This is a genomic window from Dokdonella sp. (assembly GCF_019634775.1).
Classification (GTDB): domain Bacteria; phylum Pseudomonadota; class Gammaproteobacteria; order Xanthomonadales; family Rhodanobacteraceae; genus Dokdonella.
In genome coordinates this window covers 663,035-679,383 of sequence record NZ_JAHCAS010000002.1, presented here as the reverse complement: position 1 = coordinate 679,383, position 16,349 = coordinate 663,035, and the positions used below count along the sequence as shown (strand labels likewise).

The 16,349-nt window shown below is 63.9% G+C and carries 11 protein-coding genes; 4 read left to right on the top strand and 7 right to left on the bottom strand.

Going from position 1 to position 16,349, the window contains the following annotated elements; translation table 11 throughout:
• The first annotated feature begins 169 nt into the window (after window positions 1-169).
• The gene (locus KF907_RS13760) at window positions 170-2,422 is read left to right on the top strand and encodes a DUF7948 domain-containing protein (RefSeq protein WP_291221200.1); all 2,253 of its coding nucleotides are present in this window, start codon (window positions 170-172) and stop codon (window positions 2,420-2,422) included.
• A gap of 106 nt (window positions 2,423-2,528) precedes the next feature.
• Here the strand turns inward: KF907_RS13760 and KF907_RS13755 are convergent, their stop codons facing one another.
• Window positions 2,529-2,885, bottom strand: coding sequence for a hypothetical protein (locus tag KF907_RS13755; RefSeq protein WP_291221199.1), 357 nt, complete (start codon window positions 2,883-2,885; stop codon window positions 2,529-2,531).
• Window positions 2,886-3,142: 257 nt separating this feature from the next.
• On the opposite strand from KF907_RS13755, the gene acnA reads away from it, so the two are divergent.
• Window positions 3,143-5,902 (top strand): aconitate hydratase AcnA, encoded by a 2,760-nt coding sequence (gene acnA, locus KF907_RS13750; RefSeq protein WP_291221261.1) that lies wholly within the window; start codon window positions 3,143-3,145, stop codon window positions 5,900-5,902.
• 90 nt (window positions 5,903-5,992) lie between these two features.
• Here the strand turns inward: acnA and KF907_RS13745 are convergent, their stop codons facing one another.
• Window positions 5,993-6,430, bottom strand: a complete 438-nt coding sequence (locus KF907_RS13745) for a nuclear transport factor 2 family protein (protein WP_291221197.1) — start codon at window positions 6,428-6,430, stop codon at window positions 5,993-5,995.
• Window positions 6,431-6,630: 200 nt separating this feature from the next.
• Between KF907_RS13745 and KF907_RS13740 the strand changes: the two genes are divergently transcribed.
• On the top strand, window positions 6,631-8,316 hold the full coding sequence (locus KF907_RS13740; protein WP_291221259.1) for an AMP-binding protein: 1,686 nt from the start codon (window positions 6,631-6,633) through the stop codon (window positions 8,314-8,316).
• 121 nt (window positions 8,317-8,437) lie between these two features.
• Here the strand turns inward: KF907_RS13740 and KF907_RS13735 are convergent, their stop codons facing one another.
• Window positions 8,438-8,866, bottom strand: coding sequence for a PilZ domain-containing protein (locus tag KF907_RS13735; RefSeq protein ID WP_291221196.1), 429 nt, complete (start codon window positions 8,864-8,866; stop codon window positions 8,438-8,440).
• Window positions 8,867-9,077: 211 nt separating this feature from the next.
• Here KF907_RS13735 and KF907_RS13730 point away from each other — a divergent pair, with 211 nt between their 5' ends.
• A complete protein-coding gene (locus KF907_RS13730; protein WP_291221195.1) occupies window positions 9,078-10,001 on the top strand; it encodes a crotonase/enoyl-CoA hydratase family protein in 924 nt (307 codons plus the stop codon).
• A gap of 29 nt (window positions 10,002-10,030) precedes the next feature.
• Here the strand turns inward: KF907_RS13730 and KF907_RS13725 are convergent, their stop codons facing one another.
• The 4 genes from KF907_RS13725 to prfB form a co-directional block, all read right to left on the bottom strand.
• Complete coding sequence (locus KF907_RS13725; protein ID WP_291221193.1) at window positions 10,031-12,190, bottom strand: ATP-binding protein; 2,160 nt, start codon at window positions 12,188-12,190, stop codon at window positions 10,031-10,033.
• 32 nt (window positions 12,191-12,222) lie between these two features.
• Window positions 12,223-13,323 carry an HD domain-containing phosphohydrolase gene (locus tag KF907_RS13720; protein ID WP_472843877.1) on the bottom strand — a complete coding sequence of 367 codons (1,101 nt, stop codon included), beginning with the start codon at window positions 13,321-13,323 and terminating at the stop codon, window positions 12,223-12,225.
• A gap of 87 nt (window positions 13,324-13,410) precedes the next feature.
• Window positions 13,411-14,922 carry a lysine--tRNA ligase gene (gene lysS / locus KF907_RS13715; RefSeq protein WP_291221189.1) on the bottom strand — a complete coding sequence of 504 codons (1,512 nt, stop codon included), beginning with the start codon at window positions 14,920-14,922 and terminating at the stop codon, window positions 13,411-13,413.
• A gap of 99 nt (window positions 14,923-15,021) precedes the next feature.
• A protein-coding gene (gene prfB / locus KF907_RS13710; protein WP_291221188.1) for a peptide chain release factor 2 occupies window positions 15,022-16,147 on the bottom strand; the annotation gives its coding sequence in 2 pieces (ribosomal slippage) (window positions 15,022-16,071 and window positions 16,073-16,147; 1,125 coding nt in all).
• Between the last annotated feature and the right edge of the window lie 202 nt (window positions 16,148-16,349).

Sequence of the window (16,349 nt, the reverse complement as noted above, 5' to 3'; positions counted from 1 at the left end):
CCGCATCCTGTCGAACATTGGCATACTGTGCCGGCCCGCAACGCGTGCGCCGCCACACCGCTGCTGCACGAGATGAGAATCCACGTCGGCAGCAGCGTCGGTACGACCGGCCAAGCCGCCCCACCGATGCGGGCCATGCCCACAGGTCATCGATCAAGGAGGAGCCTCCATGCACTCGACTGCCACCTGGAGTCAACGCCTGCGCCGCTCGGTGCGCAGGTTTGCCACATCCCTCTGGCGACAGGCTGCCAGCGTCACGCTGGCGCTGAGCGCCGTGCTGCTGGTCGGCAACGCCGCCGCAGCCGTACGCCCGGCCGCTGAATCGGCCACTCCCGACCGCCAGGCCGTGCAGCAGGCTCTGGCTGGGCTGGCCGTGCCCTTTGAGCAGAACCAGGGCCAGTTCGACCCCCAGGTGGCCTACATGGCCAAAACCTTTGCCGGCGCGGTGTTCGTCACTCGCGACGGGCGCATCGTCTACAGCCTGCCCGGCAAGCCGCTGGATGCAGACACCAGCGCCAGCCAGCCGCCGCAGCGCCAGCAGCGCACCGAACGCGGACCCGGCTGGGCGCTACAGGAAACCCTGCTGGGCGCCCAAGCCCTGACGCCGCAAGGCACCGCCGCTGCCAGCACCCACATCACCCGCTTCACCCCCGCCGGCACCCACCAGGCCAGCACCTGGCAGGGCGTGCGCCTGGGCCAGGCCTGGCCGGGCGTCGAGGTGGAGCTGAGCGCGCGCGGCAACAACGTCGAAAAACTGTTTCACGTCGCCCCCGGCGCCGACGCCGGCCAGATCGGCATTGCCCTGGAGGGCGCGCAAAGCCTGCGCATCGACGCCGACGGCCGCCTGATCGCCGGCACCGGCAATGGCGAAGTGGCCTACACCGCCCCCATCGCCTGGCAGGACATCGACGGCCAGCGCGTGTCCGTGGACGTGCGCTACGCCCTCAAGCAAACCCAGGGCAGTGCACACCACTACGGCTTCGTGCTCGCCGCGCACGACCCGCGCCACCCGCTCACCATCGACCCGCTGATCCAGAGCACCTACCTGGGTGGCAGCGATAACGACTACATCTCCGCGCTGGCGCTGGCCAGCAATGGCGAGGTGCTGGTGGCAGGCTACACCTATTCCAGCAACCTGCCCGGCACGACCGGCGGCGCGCAGGCGGCATACGCTGGCAGCTACGACGGCTTCGTGGCCCGCCTGTCGGGCAACCTGCAGACGCTGGAGCAAAGCAGCTACCTGGGCGGCGGCAGTGACGACCACATCTACGCGCTGGCGCTGGCCAGCAATGGCGATGTGCTGGTGGCAGGCATCACCATTTCCAGCGACCTGCCCGGCACGGCCGGTGGCGCGCAGCCGGCATACGCTGGCGGCGGCTACGACGGCTTCGTGGCCCGCCTGTCGGGCAACCTGCAGACGCTGGTGCAAAGCAGCTACCTGGGCGGCAGTGGTGACGACCGCATCACCGCGCTGGCGCTGGCCAGCAATGGCGATGTGCTGGTGGCAGGCTCCACCGATTCCAGCAACCTGCCCGGCACGACCGGCGGCGCGCAGGCGGCATTTGCTGGTGGCATCTACGACGGCTTCGTGACCCGCCTGACGGGCAACCTGCAGACGCTGGTGCGAAGCAGCTACCTGGGTGGCAGCAGTTACGAAGAAATCCGCGCGCTGGCGCTGGCCAGCAATGGCGATGTGCTGGTGGCAGGCGTCACCGATTCCACCGACCTGCCCGGCACGACCGGCGGCGCGCAGGCGGCAATCGCTGGCAACTACGACGGCTTCGTCGCCCGCCTGTCGGACAACCTGCAGACGCTGGTGCAAAGCAGCTACCTAGGCGGCGGCGGTCATGATGATATCCGCGCGCTGGCGCTGGCCAGCAATGGCGATGTGCTGGTGGCAGGCAAGATCGGTTCCACCGACCTGCCCGGCACGGCCGGCGGCGCGCAGGCGGCAAACGCGGGCGGCTACGACGGCTTCGTGGCCCGCCTGTCGGGCAACCTGCAGACGCTGGTGCAAAGCAGCTACCTAGGCGGCGGCGCTCATGATGATATCCGCGCGCTGGCGCTGGCCAGCAATGGCGAGGTGCTGGTGGCAGGCCATACCACTTCCACCAACCTGCCCGGCACGGCCGGCGGCGCGCAGGCGGCACACGCTGGCGGCAGAGACGGCTTCGTGACCCGCCTGACGGGCAACCTGCAGACGCTGGTGCAAAGCACCTACCTGGGCGGCGGCAGTAACGACTATATCTCTACGCTGGCGCTGGCCAGCAATGGCGATGTGCTGGTGGCAGGCGAGACCGGTTCCAGCAACCTGCCCGGCACGGCCGGCGGCGCGCAGGCGGCATACGGTGGCGGCTTCGCTGACGGCTTCGTGACCCGCCTGACGGTTGATGAGATCATCCTCGCGGATGGCTTTGAATAAGCAAAACCGGCTCCGGAACCTTCGGTGGGCTTCGGAGCCGGTGTTTCGCCGATGATCTCGTGATTGGCCGTGATCCTGCACACCGGACCGGCACCATATACGCCGATCACACGGCGGCATTGCCCGGCACGAAATCAGCATCAGCGTGAACATCCTCGACCTGCTGTGCGGTGCCGCTGCGTGCACAGCGACCGGCTACGCCCATGGTCAACGGCCAATGACTCGGCCACTCGCCGATGGGTGGAGGCGGTGTCAAACCCGGCTCGCCGGCCCATACCTCGTGAATGAAGCAGGCTACCTGCTCGTCGAGCATCATGATGCTGGCAACCTGCACCGGCAGCTCGCGCACGATGAAATCGCAAATGCCTTGCAGCAAAGGCTCCAGGCTATCGGCATTCAACGCCTCGCGCGCAACCCGTGTCAGGATGCCGATGAGCGTGTTGCCGTGCCGTGTAACGATCATGTCATGCCCCAAAGTGCCTATCGGGCTGAGCCGATCACACGAGGCTGGCAACCGGAAGAAGCCAAGTGATCAATGTCCGCATTTGCAGAACGGTCACCGACGATCCTGCCGAAAACCGGCAACTCGATTTTGATTCACGTTGCCCTGATACACACGCCAGGCATCGAAACACGGCGGGCTTGGGAGGTTCCTGCCGACGGGAGCACAATGATCGGTCCAGCCAGCAACCCCTTTGCTTCCAGCAAGAAGGATTTGCCATGAACGACAGCTTCCAGACCCGTGACACCCTTACCGTCAACGGACGCAGCTTCGCCTTCGCCAGTCTGGCCAGACTCGGCCAGCGGCACGACATCGCGCGCCTGCCCTACTCCATGAAAATCCTGCTGGAAAACCTGCTGCGTCACGAGGACGGCGTTTCCGTACTGCCGCACCATATCGAAGCAACAGCGAACTGGGATGCCAAGGCCGAGCCAGCCACCGAAATCGACTTCATGCCGGCGCGCGTGATCCTGCAGGACTTCACCGGTGTTCCCTGCGTGGTGGATCTGGCCGCGATGCGCGATGCGGTTGTGACGCTGGGTGGCGATGCCGGCCAGATCAATCCGCTGATTCCGTCGGAGCTGGTGATCGACCATTCAGTGCAGGTCGATGCCTATGGGCGCGCCGATGCGCTCGACCTCAACGGACGCATCGAATTCCAGCGCAATGCCGAGCGTTATGGCTTCCTGCGTTGGGGGCAAACGGCGTTCGACAACTTCAAAGTGGTGCCGCCGAACACCGGCATCGTCCATCAGGTCAACTTGGAGCACCTGGCGCGGGTAGTGATGACGCGTGAGGTGGACGGCGAATCGTGGGCCTTCCCCGACACCGTGTTCGGCACCGATTCGCACACCACCATGATCAACGGCATCGGCGTGCTGGGTTGGGGCGTGGGCGGGATCGAGGCCGAGGCCGCCATGCTCGGCCAGCCCTCGTCCATGCTGATTCCGCAGGTAGTCGGCTTTCGGTTGACCGGAAAACTGCCGGAAGGCACGACGGCGACGGATCTGGTCCTGACCGTCACTCAGATGCTGCGCGCGCATGGCGTGGTCGGCAAGTTCGTCGAGTTCTTCGGTGATGGCCTGCAACACCTGCCTCTGGCCGACCGCGCCACCATCGGCAACATGGCACCGGAATACGGCGCGACCTGCGGCATCTTTCCCATCGATGCCGAATCGCTGAACTACCTGCACCTTTCTGGTCGCAGTGAAGACCAGATCGCGCTGGTGGAAGCCTATGCCAAGGCGCAAGGCCTATGGCACGAACCCGGCGCGCCGGAAGCCGCGTACAGCAGCGTGCTGTATCTGGACATGGGCGAAGTCAGGCCGTCGATGGCCGGCCCGAAGCGTCCGCAGGATCGCGTGCTGCTGGAGGACGTGCAGCGCAATTTCCACGAGAACCTCGGCGGGTTTGCACGCAGCCGCAAGCCTGCCGAAGGCAGGCAGGTGGCAGGGTTCAAGGATGAAGGCGGTGCACAGCCGCAAGCACATCATCTGGCGGCGAAACCTGTCTCGAAGATCAGGCTCGATGATGGCGAACATGAACTGACCGATGGCTCGGTGGTTATCGCCGCAATCACCTCCTGCACCAACACCTCCAATCCGGCGGTGATGCTGGGCGCGGGTCTGCTGGCGCGCAATGCCGTGGCGAAAGGGCTGAAGGCTGCGCCGTGGGTCAAGACTTCACTCGGGCCGGGCTCGCGTGTGGTCACCCACTACCTGGAAAAAGCCGGCCTGCTCGACGATCTGGAAAGACTCGGCTTCTACGTGGTCGGCTACGGCTGCACCACTTGCATCGGCAACTCCGGCCCGTTGCCGCAGGCGGTGTCCGACGGCATCGCCCAGAACGACCTGGTGGTGGCATCGGTGCTGTCCGGCAACCGCAATTTCGAGGGCCGCATCCATGCTGAAGTGAAGATGAACTATCTCGCATCGCCCCCCTTGGTGGTGGCCTACGCCATCGCCGGCAGCATCGACATCGACCTGATGTCCGAACCGCTGGGTACAGGCAGTGACGGTACACCGGTGTTTCTGCGCGATATCTGGCCAAGCGCGAAGGAAATCGGCGACACCATCGCCGCCGCCATCGCCCCGGACATGTTCACGAAGAACTATGCCGACGTATTCAAGGGCGATGCGCGCTGGAACGGCATCGACTCACCGGACGGAGAACGCTACGCATGGAATGACGCATCCACCTATATCAAGAACCCGCCCTATTTCGATGGCATGACGATGGATGCAGGCCACATCGCCGATATCCACGGCGCTCGCGTGCTGGGCCTGTTCGGCGATTCGATCACCACCGACCACATCTCGCCAGCCGGCAGCATCAAGAAGGATTCACCGGCCGGGCGGTACCTGATCGGCCGGGGCGTGCAACCGGCCGATTTCAACAGCTATGGCAGCCGACGCGGCAACGATGACGTCATGGTGCGTGGCACCTTCGCCAACATCCGCATCAAGAACCTCATGCTGGGCGGCGAAGAAGGCGGCAATACGCTGTACCGCCCGCCTGGCCGCAGCGAACCCGAGAAACTCTCGATCTACGATGCCGCAATGAAATACCAGGCTGACGGCACGCCATTGGTCGTGCTTGCCGGCAAGGAGTACGGCACGGGTTCGTCACGGGACTGGGCGGCGAAGGGCACTCTCCTGCTCGGCGTTAAGGCCGTTATCGCCGAAAGTTTCGAGCGTATCCACCGTGCCAACCTCGTCGGCATGGGCGTGCTTCCGCTGCAGTTCCGCGAGGGTGAAAACGCGCAATCGCTCGGCCTCGACGGCTCGGAAATCTTCGACATCACCGGACTGGATGACGGCACTGCCCACACCGCCACGGTCATTGCGCGGCGTGACGACGGCAGCGAGCGTCGCTTCCAGGCGAAGGTGTTGCTGCTGACGCCAAAGGAGGTCGAGTATTTCCGCCATGGCGGTCTGTTGCACTACGTGTTGCGTCAACTGGCCCGCAAAAAGGGCTGATCCGGGGATTGCCGTGTGGAAACGACGGTTCGGTGGCATTGCCGAACTCCAGCGGCAGCCGGGTGGGACCGCCATGTTCCTCCCGGGACATCACAGCACACGCTCCCATTGCGCGTTGTAGCAATGCCATTTGCCGCCGGTCCTGCGCCAGCCGCTGGTCAACGTGTACACAGAGCCACGCTCTGGCAGCCAGCGCGAATCGCCGCCGGTGAAGGTCGCGGTGACGCGCACCGTGGCGCGATCACCATGGACCTCGATGTCGGCTGGGCCGCGCGTGATGCCGATGCGGGCATTGCCGAGCATCTGCGCGCGAAGCAGGTCGCGCAGGCCCTTGCGATCGATGCTGCCGCCTGCGCCGGTGAAATCCTCGGCCACGTGTTCCATGAAATCGGCAGGCCGAGCCTGCTCGAGCGCCTGTTGCATCGTGTCCATGGCCTCGCGCAGCAACTGTTCGTCGGGCGTGCGCGCGCAGGCGGCGAGCGCCACGAGACAACCCACAAGCAACCCACGACATGTGGAAACGATCATCGGAAACCCACCCGGTGCGAGTTGGAGGCGACCGTCGCACGTGCGGGCCAACCCTGCAAGCGAGCGGGTCACTCCAGCGAGGCAGCGCTGCGCTGCGCCTTGCTGGACCTTCGCGGGCTGTGTTGCAATCGGGCCGATTCGTGTCTGTATGGAGCCTCGCCCTTCCCGCGGCCAGGCCACGGCACGCCAGCGGAGGAAGCATGTCCGGCAGCAACGATCGCCCGTGGTTGGCTCACTATCCGAAGGGTGTTCCCACCGAAATCGACCTCAATGAATTTGGCTCGATCGTCGACCTGCTTGAATCCTCGTTCGACCGTTTCCGCCACCGGCCGGCCTATTCGAACATGGGCCGCTCGATCACTTACGGTGAACTTGAAGAACTGAGCCGTCAGTTCGGCGCGTTCCTCGTTGATGAGCTCAAGCTCACCAAGGGCGACCGCGTCGCCATGATGATGCCGAACGTGCTGCAATACCCGGTTGCGATCTGCGGCGCGCTGCGCGCCGGTCTCACCGTGGTCAACACCAACCCGATGTACACGGCGCGCGAACTCAAGCATCAGCTCGATGATTCAGGCGCACGTGTGCTGGTGGTGCTCGACAACTTCGCCCACGTGGCGGCCGATGTCGTTGGCAGTACCCGTGTAGAGAAGGTGATCACCACCGCGTTAGGCGACCTGCTCGGCTTCCCGAAATCCATGATCACGAACTTCGTGGTCAAGCATGTGAAAAAACTGGTGCCTGCTTGGTCCATCCCAGGATCGATCCGCTTCAGCGACGCACTTCGGCGCGGTGCGCGCAGCGACCTTCCGAAAGCGAGCGTCAGTCCTGACGACATCGCCTTTCTTCAGTACACGGGCGGCACAACCGGCGTGGCCAAGGGAGCAATGCTCACCCATCGCAACATGATCGCCAACATGCAACAGGCATCGGCCTGGATCAGCGGTGGCATGCGCGAAGGCGAGGAGATCATCATAACGGCCTTGCCGCTCTACCACATCTTCGCACTGACGGCGAACTGCCTGACGTTCATGAAGATCGGCGGGCTCAACCATCTCATCACCAATCCACGCGACATGAAGGGGTTCGTCGCCGAATTGGCGAAGATTCGCTACACCAGCTTCACCGGCGTCAACACGTTGTTCAACGGCCTGCTCAATACGCCCGGGTTCGACCAACTCGATTTTTCCACGTTGCGCATGACTCTCGGCGGCGGTATGGCCGTGCAGCGGGCTGTTGCCGAACGCTGGAAGAAGGTTACCGGTTCGACGCTCGCTGAAGCTTACGGCCTGACCGAGACCTCGCCGGCAGTATGCATCAATCCGCTCGACCTGGCCGAATACAACGGCTCGATCGGCCTGCCGGTGCCATCGACTGACGTCTGCATCCAGGACGATCACGGCAAGCTTCTGCCTGCAGGTGAAATCGGTGAGCTCTGCGTGCGCGGACCGCAGGTGATGAAGGGCTACTGGAACCGCCCCGAAGAAACCGCCAAGGTCATTGACGCGAACGAATGGCTGCACACCGGCGACATCGCGCGCATGGACGAGAAAGGCTTTTTCTACATCGTCGACCGCAAGAAGGACATGATCCTGGTTTCCGGCTTCAACGTGTATCCGAACGAGATCGAAGACGTCGTCGCACTCATGCCGGATGTTCTCGAAGCCGCAGCTATCGGCGTGCCTGATGAGAAATCCGGAGAGGCGGTCAAGCTCGTCGTCGTGAAGAAGAACCCCGGCCTCACCGAGGAAGCCATTCGCGCACACTGCCGTTCCGAATTGACCGGTTACAAGCAGCCGAAGTACATCGAGTTTCGTGATTCATTGCCGAAGACGAATGTCGGCAAGATTCTCCGCCGCGCATTGCACGATACCCCCGATCCATCCTAGGGATGCTCTGATTCTGCCCTTCACGGCTGAAGTCGATTCGACGAAATCAAGGCATTGCGGGAGTGGTTTCAGCCGCGAAGAGATCTGATCAGAACATCCCCAGGCATAAGGCGGCAGAGCCTCACCCGGCGACATCGTCGGCGTGGCGGCCGAGCAATGACCATAGCTCAGCCTCCTTGTTCTCGGGAATGCGGGTGTACTCGAAACCGATGTGGTCGGCGGACAAGCGGACCACGCAGGCCTCGAGATTGATGTGCAATTCTTCCCCCAGGAGCAGATCCAGGACACAGGTGTCGCCCGGCGCACCGTGCCAGCCGGCAGGACGGAGGACGAGCACCCCGGTTGCCGAGATGTTCTCGACTTCGGAAGTCCAGGACAGTGGCCCTTGGCTGATGAGGACGACCGAACGGATCGGCATTCGGGAATGCCTTGGTCGTTCGTACTCGTTGCCCGCTCGCATCGCTTTTTTCTCCTCGCCATTCCCGACCGACTTTGCCACAGACACGACTGGACTCGTGTCCGGCATGGGCCGGCCTTTGGCAGCGAACATGACTGACGCGGATTCCGTGACCACACAGTCACCGAAACTGCGCGCGAGATCACACTTTCCGGAATGCCGGCACCCAGCGGAATGTCACGTTTGGACTAAACTGGTCGCGATCGCGTGCATCCCCCACGAGGGGATGCATAATTCATGCCGAAATGTGCCGCGCAGATCGCGCGATCCGGTTTGGCGGTGCCGTTGCATAGAGGGTGCCCCCATGACCGCCGTCGAACCGCTCCGTCGTGACTGCGACTTCCACTTGCTGCGCACGCAGGAAGATCCGCAGACCAATACACATTGGTGCTTCATGCACGCGCGCCACTTCCCCAAGCAGCCGGGATACCGCGCCTGTTTCTCGCCATGGCTGATCAAGGAAATCCGCGAGTTCCAGAAACGCACTGCCGACAAGTTGACTGCAGGCGCAACGCATGCCGACAGCCGACTGGCCCACATCGTGCTCGCCTCGGATGCCGACGTGTTCAATCTCGGTGGCGACCTCGACCTGTTCTGCCGCCTGATCCGGGAGCGCAACCGCGAACACCTGCTGGCCTATGCACGCCAGTGCGTGGAGGGCGTCTACGCGTTCCACGCACATCTCAACCGCAATGCGCATTCGATCGCCCTGGTACAGGGCGATGCCCTCGGCGGTGGTTTCGAAGCCGCCCTGTCGTGCCAGACCATCATCGCGGAGGAAGGCACCAGCATGGGCTTCCCCGAGGTGCTGTTCGACCTGTTCCCCGGGATGGGCGCGTACTCCTTCCTGTGCAAGCGTGTGAGCCCGAAATATGCCGAGGAGATGATGTTGAACGGCGCGATCTACTCGAGCAACGAGTTGCACCGGGCCGGCATCGTCGACGTGCTCGTTCCGCGTGGCGATGGCGTGCAGGCCGTCCACGACCTGATCCGCCGCAACCAGCGCATCGGCCATGCGCGCGCAGCGATGAACCGCGTGCGCGAAATCGCGCAGCCGATAAGTCTTGCCGAACTGATGCAGATCACCGAGATTTGGGTCGACACGGCCATGCGACTCGGCGAGAAGTCGCTGCGTACGATGGAGCGGCTTGTACGTGCGCAGGAAAAGCGGCCGCTGCACGAGGTTCCAGCGAAACCGACAACCGCAGCTGTTCGCCAAGTCGGCTGAGGACGGGCTACGCAACAGGTCGGAACGAATCAGCGGCGGTCCGGTCCGGCCTGGTTGCGATCCCGTGGGAGCGATGTCTTCAGGGCAAGGCGTGCCTTGCCGAGTTCGCTGACCAGCTCCGCAAGTCGCGACGTCCACCCCGCTGCCAGCTCCGCATTCCCTTGCCGCATCAGGCGTGAAGCCACTTCAGCAAGCCGCATGGCTCCCATATTGCTCGCCACGCCCTTGAGCGCATGGCAGAGGTCCCTGAAGGAGTCCCACTGCGACGACTGCGCGGCGCGCTCGAGATCGGCGATGCATTTGGTTGAATCGTGCAGGCATTCATCGATGAACAGCGCGATGAACTCATCGCCGAGGTTCAGTTCCCTGAGCTCACCCAGTACCTCAGCAGCAATCAGCGGTGCCTCGCCGGTCACAGGGGTTGCGACGCTCGAGACATGCCGAACCATCGTTTCGGAAGGTTCCTCCGCGATAGCCACGTCGGCCAATGTGTCGAGCAGGCGCCCGATGACCACCGGCTTGGTGAGGTAGGCGAAAGCACCTGCCCGCTCGGCCGAACGCAGTGCCGATGAGGTCGCATCCGCACTCAGAACAATGAAGGGCGTGCGCTCGCGCCCCGCCTCCATGATGCGGGCCTGCTTGATCGTATCGATGCCGCTGGTACCTGGCATGTGCAGGTCGATGATGACGCAGTCGAAGTGTTCAGCTTCGAGTGCCGCGAGCACGTCCTCTCCGCTGTGCACTGTGCGCGCCTGGTGGCCGGCCTTTTCGAGCAGGCGACACAGCACGGTGAGGTTGGCATGCTGGTCATCTGCAATGATCACCTTCATGGGCCGAACACGTGCGCGATGTCGCACGAACGGATCGTCGAAGGCGATCACGTTCGGCGCCGCCGGCGCGCCGATCCCGGTCGGCGCACGCAACGAGGTGCTGGCCCGGGCGAATGCGATATCGACCCAGAAATGCGAGCCCTCGCCTTCCTTGCTGATGAACGCGATGGTGCCGCCGAGCAGCTCGGTCAGCGACTTGGCGATGGCCGTGCCCAGGCCGGTGCCGCCGAAACGGCGCGCATGACCGCGATCGGCTTGCTCGAACGCGTGGAAGATGCGCGCCTGCGCTTCGGTGGGAATGCCGATGCCGGTATCCTGCACTGAAAAACGCAGATGCATGCGGCCGTCACCACGGGTGCCGATGCGAGTCACATGTAGACCTACGCGCCCCTGTTCGGTGAACTTCACAGCGTTCGAGAGCAGGTTGATGAGGATCTGCCGCAGGTGGTCGACGTCACCGTGCAGCTCATCCTCGACGCCGTCGCCGACGCCGATGTGGAATGCGAGTCCTTTGTCGGTGGCGGTCGGCTGAAGCATGACCTGAATGCCGCGCAGGAGGTCCGACAGCCGGAAGTCGACCTCGTGGCTGTGCAGCTTGCCGGCTTCGATCGCCGAGATGTCGAGCACGTCCTCGACCAGGGTCAGCAGTGACCGCGCCGACGCCTGCAGGACCTCGGCGCATTCGCGTTGTTCTTCGGAGAGCGGCGTGGTGGAAAGCAGTTCCGACATGCCGACGATGCCGTTCAGAGGCGTACGGAATTCGTGGCTCATGTTGGCCACGAACAGGCTCTTCGCTTCGTTCGCGCGCCGCGCCTCGCCGGTTGCGCGGGTCAACTGGCGCAACAGCGAATTCAGGTAGGCCGGGATGGCGACGAGGCCGCCGAGCAGGCCCCAAGCCAGGGCACCATTCTGCTGCCAGTACGGCGTGACGAGAATGACACCGAGAAACGACAGCACGCCCAACGATACGGCTGAGAACAGATAGTGCGGACCATAGCGCAGCCCGTTGCCGATCGTGACCCAGAGGATCACGACATAGATCGGCGCCAGCTCCGGGCCGAGGGTCATCATCGCACCCATCGCCGCATAGTCGGTCACCATCCCGATCCAGCGCCGCACATGCGACACGCCGGGATTGATGAGCATGTGAGCGAGGATGCCGAGGCAGACCACGGTCTCGACGACCAGAATCAGCAACGCATAAGGCAGCACGTCACCGGTCAGACCCTTGGCCGAAGCCAGTCCGAGCAGGTAGACGAGAAACACGGCATTGATGGTCAGGCGCACGAACGCCTGCTCATGCTCGCTGTCGGGCCGCTTCTCGAAACGCGACCACGCCCGCTCGATCATCGATTGCATCCGGCCACCTCCTGCGGCCCGTCCGGATCTTCTCAGAGCCCCAGCCCAGGCGGTTCCAGGCGGGCCTGCTGGATGTCAGCCACTCTCGCCGTATTGGCGAGCAGGACCTTGACACAAGCTCTATCAAAAAATGTGCCAGCGTGCTCCTCGAGATAGGCGAAAGCCTCCTCGTTGCTCCAGGCATGTTTGTATGGGCGCTCGGATGTCAGTGCGTCAAAGACATCGGCAATTGCCACGATACGCGCGTTCAGCGGGATCTGCTCACCGCGCAGTCCGTCCGGATAGCCGCTGCCGTCCCAGCGCTCGTGATGGCGCAGGGCGATCTCCGCGCCGATCTGAATGAAGCGGCTCTGGCTGTCGCGCAGGATCTCGTAGCCGATCAGCGGATGCTTGCGCATGACCGCCATTTCCTCGTCGGTAAGGCTGCCGCGCTTGAGCAGGATCGAATCAGGCACGCCGATCTTGCCGATGTCGTGCAGCGGTGCGGCGAGGGTGAGAATGCGCACTTCCTCGTCGGGCATGCCGAGTTCCTCGGCTATCAGTTCCGAGTAGCGGGCCATGCGCAGCAGGTGTGCGCCGGTACCGAAATCGCGGTATTCGATGGCCTTGGCAAGGCGGAACAGCATCTCGCGCTCGCGCTGCTCAACGTCCTGCACCCCTTCGATGACCTTCTGCTCGAGTGAGCGGGCGCGCTCCTTGACCGTTTCGCCCTGGCGGCGCATCTGCAGCAGGTTCTTGCAGCGCGACCGCAGTTCGCGTGGTCGCACTGGCTTGACCAGAAAGTCGATGACGCCAGCATCGAGCGCGGCCTGACGCACCGGCTCGTCCCCGACCACACTGATGAGGACGATCGGAACATCACGCCGCACGAGCGGGCGGCGGAACCGGCGTGCGAACTCGAGCCCGTCCATCTCGGGCATGCGGTAGTCCAGCAGGAGCAGGTCGGGGGTATTGTTCTCCGACCAGCGCAAGGCATCGACCGGATTGCCGAAATCCGATACATGCACACCTGGGCCGATGCCCTCGATCACGTGCCGCAGCATCGTCCGGGCGGACGGTTGGTCGTCGACGATCAATACATTCACGACGTGCTCTCCGCCGGCAGGGGTACCCCTCCCCCGTGCCGATTCCACCCCGGTTGGGCCACAACGGCGTCGAGGCTAGCACAACGACCGAACGGCAAGATGACAATTGTCTACGATTTCCTCGCTGGTCGACGCTCAGGGTTGCGGTCGCATGTACGGGAACAGCAGCACGTCGCGAATCGAGTCGGAACCGGTCAGCAGCATGACCAGGCGATCGATGCCGATGCCGAGGCCACCGGTCGGCGCCAAGCCGACCTCGAGCGCGCGGATGTAGTCTGCGTCGAAATGCATCGCCTCGTCGTCACCGCCCGCCTTGGCGTCGACCTGGGCACGGAAGCGCGCAGCCTGATCCTCCGGGTCGTTCAGCTCGGAAAAGCCGTTGGCAAGCTCCTTGCCGTTGACGAACAACTCGAAGCGGTCGGTAAATCCGGGGTCGCTGTCGCTCGCCCGTGCCAAGGGTGACACCTCGACCGGGTGATCGGTGATGAAGGTCGGCTGCACCAGGGTGTGCTCGACGGTCGCCTCGAACACTTCGAGCAGGAGCTTGCCCCAGCCCCAGGACGGTTTGACGCGAATACCGAGCGTCGCGCAATGGCGCTGTAGAGCCTCGCGATCAGTGCAGTCGGCGACGGACAGCCCGGGATTGTGGTGGCGCACCGCTTCGTCCATGCGCCAGCGGCGGAAGGCCGGACCGAGGTCGATGTCGGCGCCCTCCCAGGTCATACGGGTGGTACCGAGGACTTCCTCGGCGACGTCGCGGATCAATGTCTCGGTGAGATCCATGACCTCGTGGTAGGTGGCATAGGCCTCGTACAGTTCGAGCATCGTGAACTCGGGGTTGTGCCGCGTCGACACCCCCTCATTGCGGAAATTGCGGTTGATCTCGTAGACGCGCTCGAGGCCGCCGACGACGAGACGCTTGAGATACAGCTCCGGCGCGACGCGCAGGTAAAGGTCGAGATCGAGTGCGTTGTGATGGGTGACGAAAGGCCGCGCGGTCGCTCCGCCGGGGATGTAATGCATCATCGGCGTCTCGACCTCGAGGAAGCGCCGTGCGTCGAGCCAAGAGCGGATCGCGCGGATGATCTTCGAACGTCGGACGAATACCTCACGCACCTCCGGGGTGACGATGAGGTCGACGTAGCGATGACGGTAACGCTGCTCGACGTCGGCCAGGCCATGCCACTTGTCAGGCAGCGGCCTCAGCGACTTGACCAGCAAGCGCAGGTGATCGGCCCTGATCGACAGTTCGCCGGTGCGCGTGCGCGTGAGCCCGCCTTCGACACCGATGATGTCACCGACATCCCAACCCTTGAAGGCCTCATAGGCGTCGCCGAGGACGTTGCCCTGCAGAAACAACTGGATGCGTCCCGACTCGTCCTGGATCTGGGCGAAACTCGCCTTGCCCATCACGCGCTTGGCCATCAAGCGGCCAGCCAGCCGCACACGCCGGCCGCTCGCCTCGAGCGCCTCGGCGTTCCACGACTCGGCATCGGCGAACTCGGCTTGGAGGTCGCCGGCATAGGTTTCGCGGCGGAAGTCGTTCGGGAAGGCCTGCCCGTTCGCGCGCAACGCCGACAGTTTCGCGCGGCGCTCGGCAATGAGGCTGTTTTCGTCAGCGGGCGGCGATGGGGCGGGCTCGGTCATGGCGGGCGCGGTTCCAGGATGTAAGTTTCAATGGCCTGGGTCGGTTGCTCATGCGTGGGGATCATCATCCCGCCACATGCAGCATCCGGATGGGCTGGTTCAGGCATCGACGCGTTTGGCACCGGCCTCGAGGCCGGCCTTCAAGCTGCCTTCGATGAACTCATCGATGTCGCCGTCAAGCACCTTCTGCGTGTCACTGCGTTCGATGCCGGTGCGCAGGTCCTTGATGCGCGACTGGTCGAGCACGTAGTTGCGGATCTGGCTGCCCCAGCCGATGTCGGATTTCGATGCCTCGAGCGCATCCTTCTCGGCGTTGCGCTTCTGCATCTCGATCTCGTACAGCTTGGCGCGCAGCATCTTCATCGCGCGGTCGCGGTTGGCATGCTGCGAACGCTCGGTCTGGCATGCGACCACGACGCCACTCGGCACGTGGGTGATGCGCACCGCCGACTCGGTCTTGTTGACGTGCTGGCCACCGGCGCCGGATGAGCGATAGACGTCGGTCTTGAGGTCGGCTGGATTGATGTCGATATCGATGTCGTCATCGACTTCCGGCGAGACGAACACCGAGGTGAAACTCGTGTGGCGGCGATTGTCGGAATCGAACGGCGACTTGCGCACCAGGCGGTGCACGCCGATCTCGGTCTTCAGCCAGCCATAGGCGTAGTCACCTTCGACACGGAAGGTCGCACTCTTGATGCCGGCCACTTCGCCAGCAGAGGCTTCGAGCAGTTCGGTCTTCCAGCCCTTGCCCTCGGCCCAGCGCAGGTACATGCGCAACAGCATCTCGGCCCAATCCTGTGCCTCGGTACCGCCGGCACCGGCCTGGATGTCGACGAAGGCGTTCGCGGAATCCATCTTGCCGGAGAACATGCGCTGGAACTCGAGCTGGGCGACCTGACCGGCGAGCCGCTCGACGTCATTGCGCACACCGATCACGGTGGCCTCGTCGTTCTCGGCGATGCCGAGTTCGAGCAACTCGGCGGCATCGCCGAGCCCGCCGGTCAGCGAGCGGATGCCGACGACGATGCGTTCGAGACGCGCCCGCTCCTTGCCGAGTTCCTGGGCGCGCGGCGGATCGTCCCAGACGGTCGGGCTTTCGAGTTCACGGGTGACTTCCTCGAGGCGTTCCGCCTTTGCATCGAAGTCAAAGATACCCCCTGAGCGACAGCACCCGATCCTTGAGATCTTCGATGCGCGCCTGAATCGGATTGGTCTCGATCACGGTGTCATTGCGTTGCAGCAAAAAGGGCGCGAAGGATAGCAAATCATGCGGTGCGCCCGCTCAGGCGGCATCACGCCCGTAAGGGTGCGCTGCTGTGGCCGCTGCTGTACCCGGTCGCCGTCTGCATCGGCCGGTTCGCGCTGCTCGACTCGCCCCCCGCCGTTGGGAATCAAAAGGTTGGGGCCGTCCTGTGCGGGCGCAG

Excerpts from the sequence above, each read along its gene's own strand:
- KF907_RS13760 (WP_291221200.1), top strand. The coding sequence starts at position 170 with ATGCACTCGACTGCCACCTGGAGTCAACGCCTGCGCCGCTCGGTGCGC.
- KF907_RS13745 (WP_291221197.1), bottom strand. The coding sequence starts at position 6,430 with ATGATCGTTTCCACATGTCGTGGGTTGCTTGTGGGTTGTCTCGTGGCG.
- KF907_RS13755 (WP_291221199.1), bottom strand. The coding sequence starts at position 2,885 with ATGATCGTTACACGGCACGGCAACACGCTCATCGGCATCCTGACACGG.
- KF907_RS13730 (WP_291221195.1), top strand. The coding sequence starts at position 9,078 with ATGACCGCCGTCGAACCGCTCCGTCGTGACTGCGACTTCCACTTGCTG.
- KF907_RS13725 (WP_291221193.1), bottom strand. The coding sequence starts at position 12,190 with ATGCAATCGATGATCGAGCGGGCGTGGTCGCGTTTCGAGAAGCGGCCC.
- KF907_RS13735 (WP_291221196.1), bottom strand. The coding sequence starts at position 8,866 with ATGTTCGCTGCCAAAGGCCGGCCCATGCCGGACACGAGTCCAGTCGTG.
- KF907_RS13740 (WP_291221259.1), top strand. The coding sequence starts at position 6,631 with ATGTCCGGCAGCAACGATCGCCCGTGGTTGGCTCACTATCCGAAGGGT.
- lysS (WP_291221189.1), bottom strand. The coding sequence starts at position 14,922 with ATGACCGAGCCCGCCCCATCGCCGCCCGCTGACGAAAACAGCCTCATT.
- acnA (WP_291221261.1), top strand. The coding sequence starts at position 3,143 with ATGAACGACAGCTTCCAGACCCGTGACACCCTTACCGTCAACGGACGC.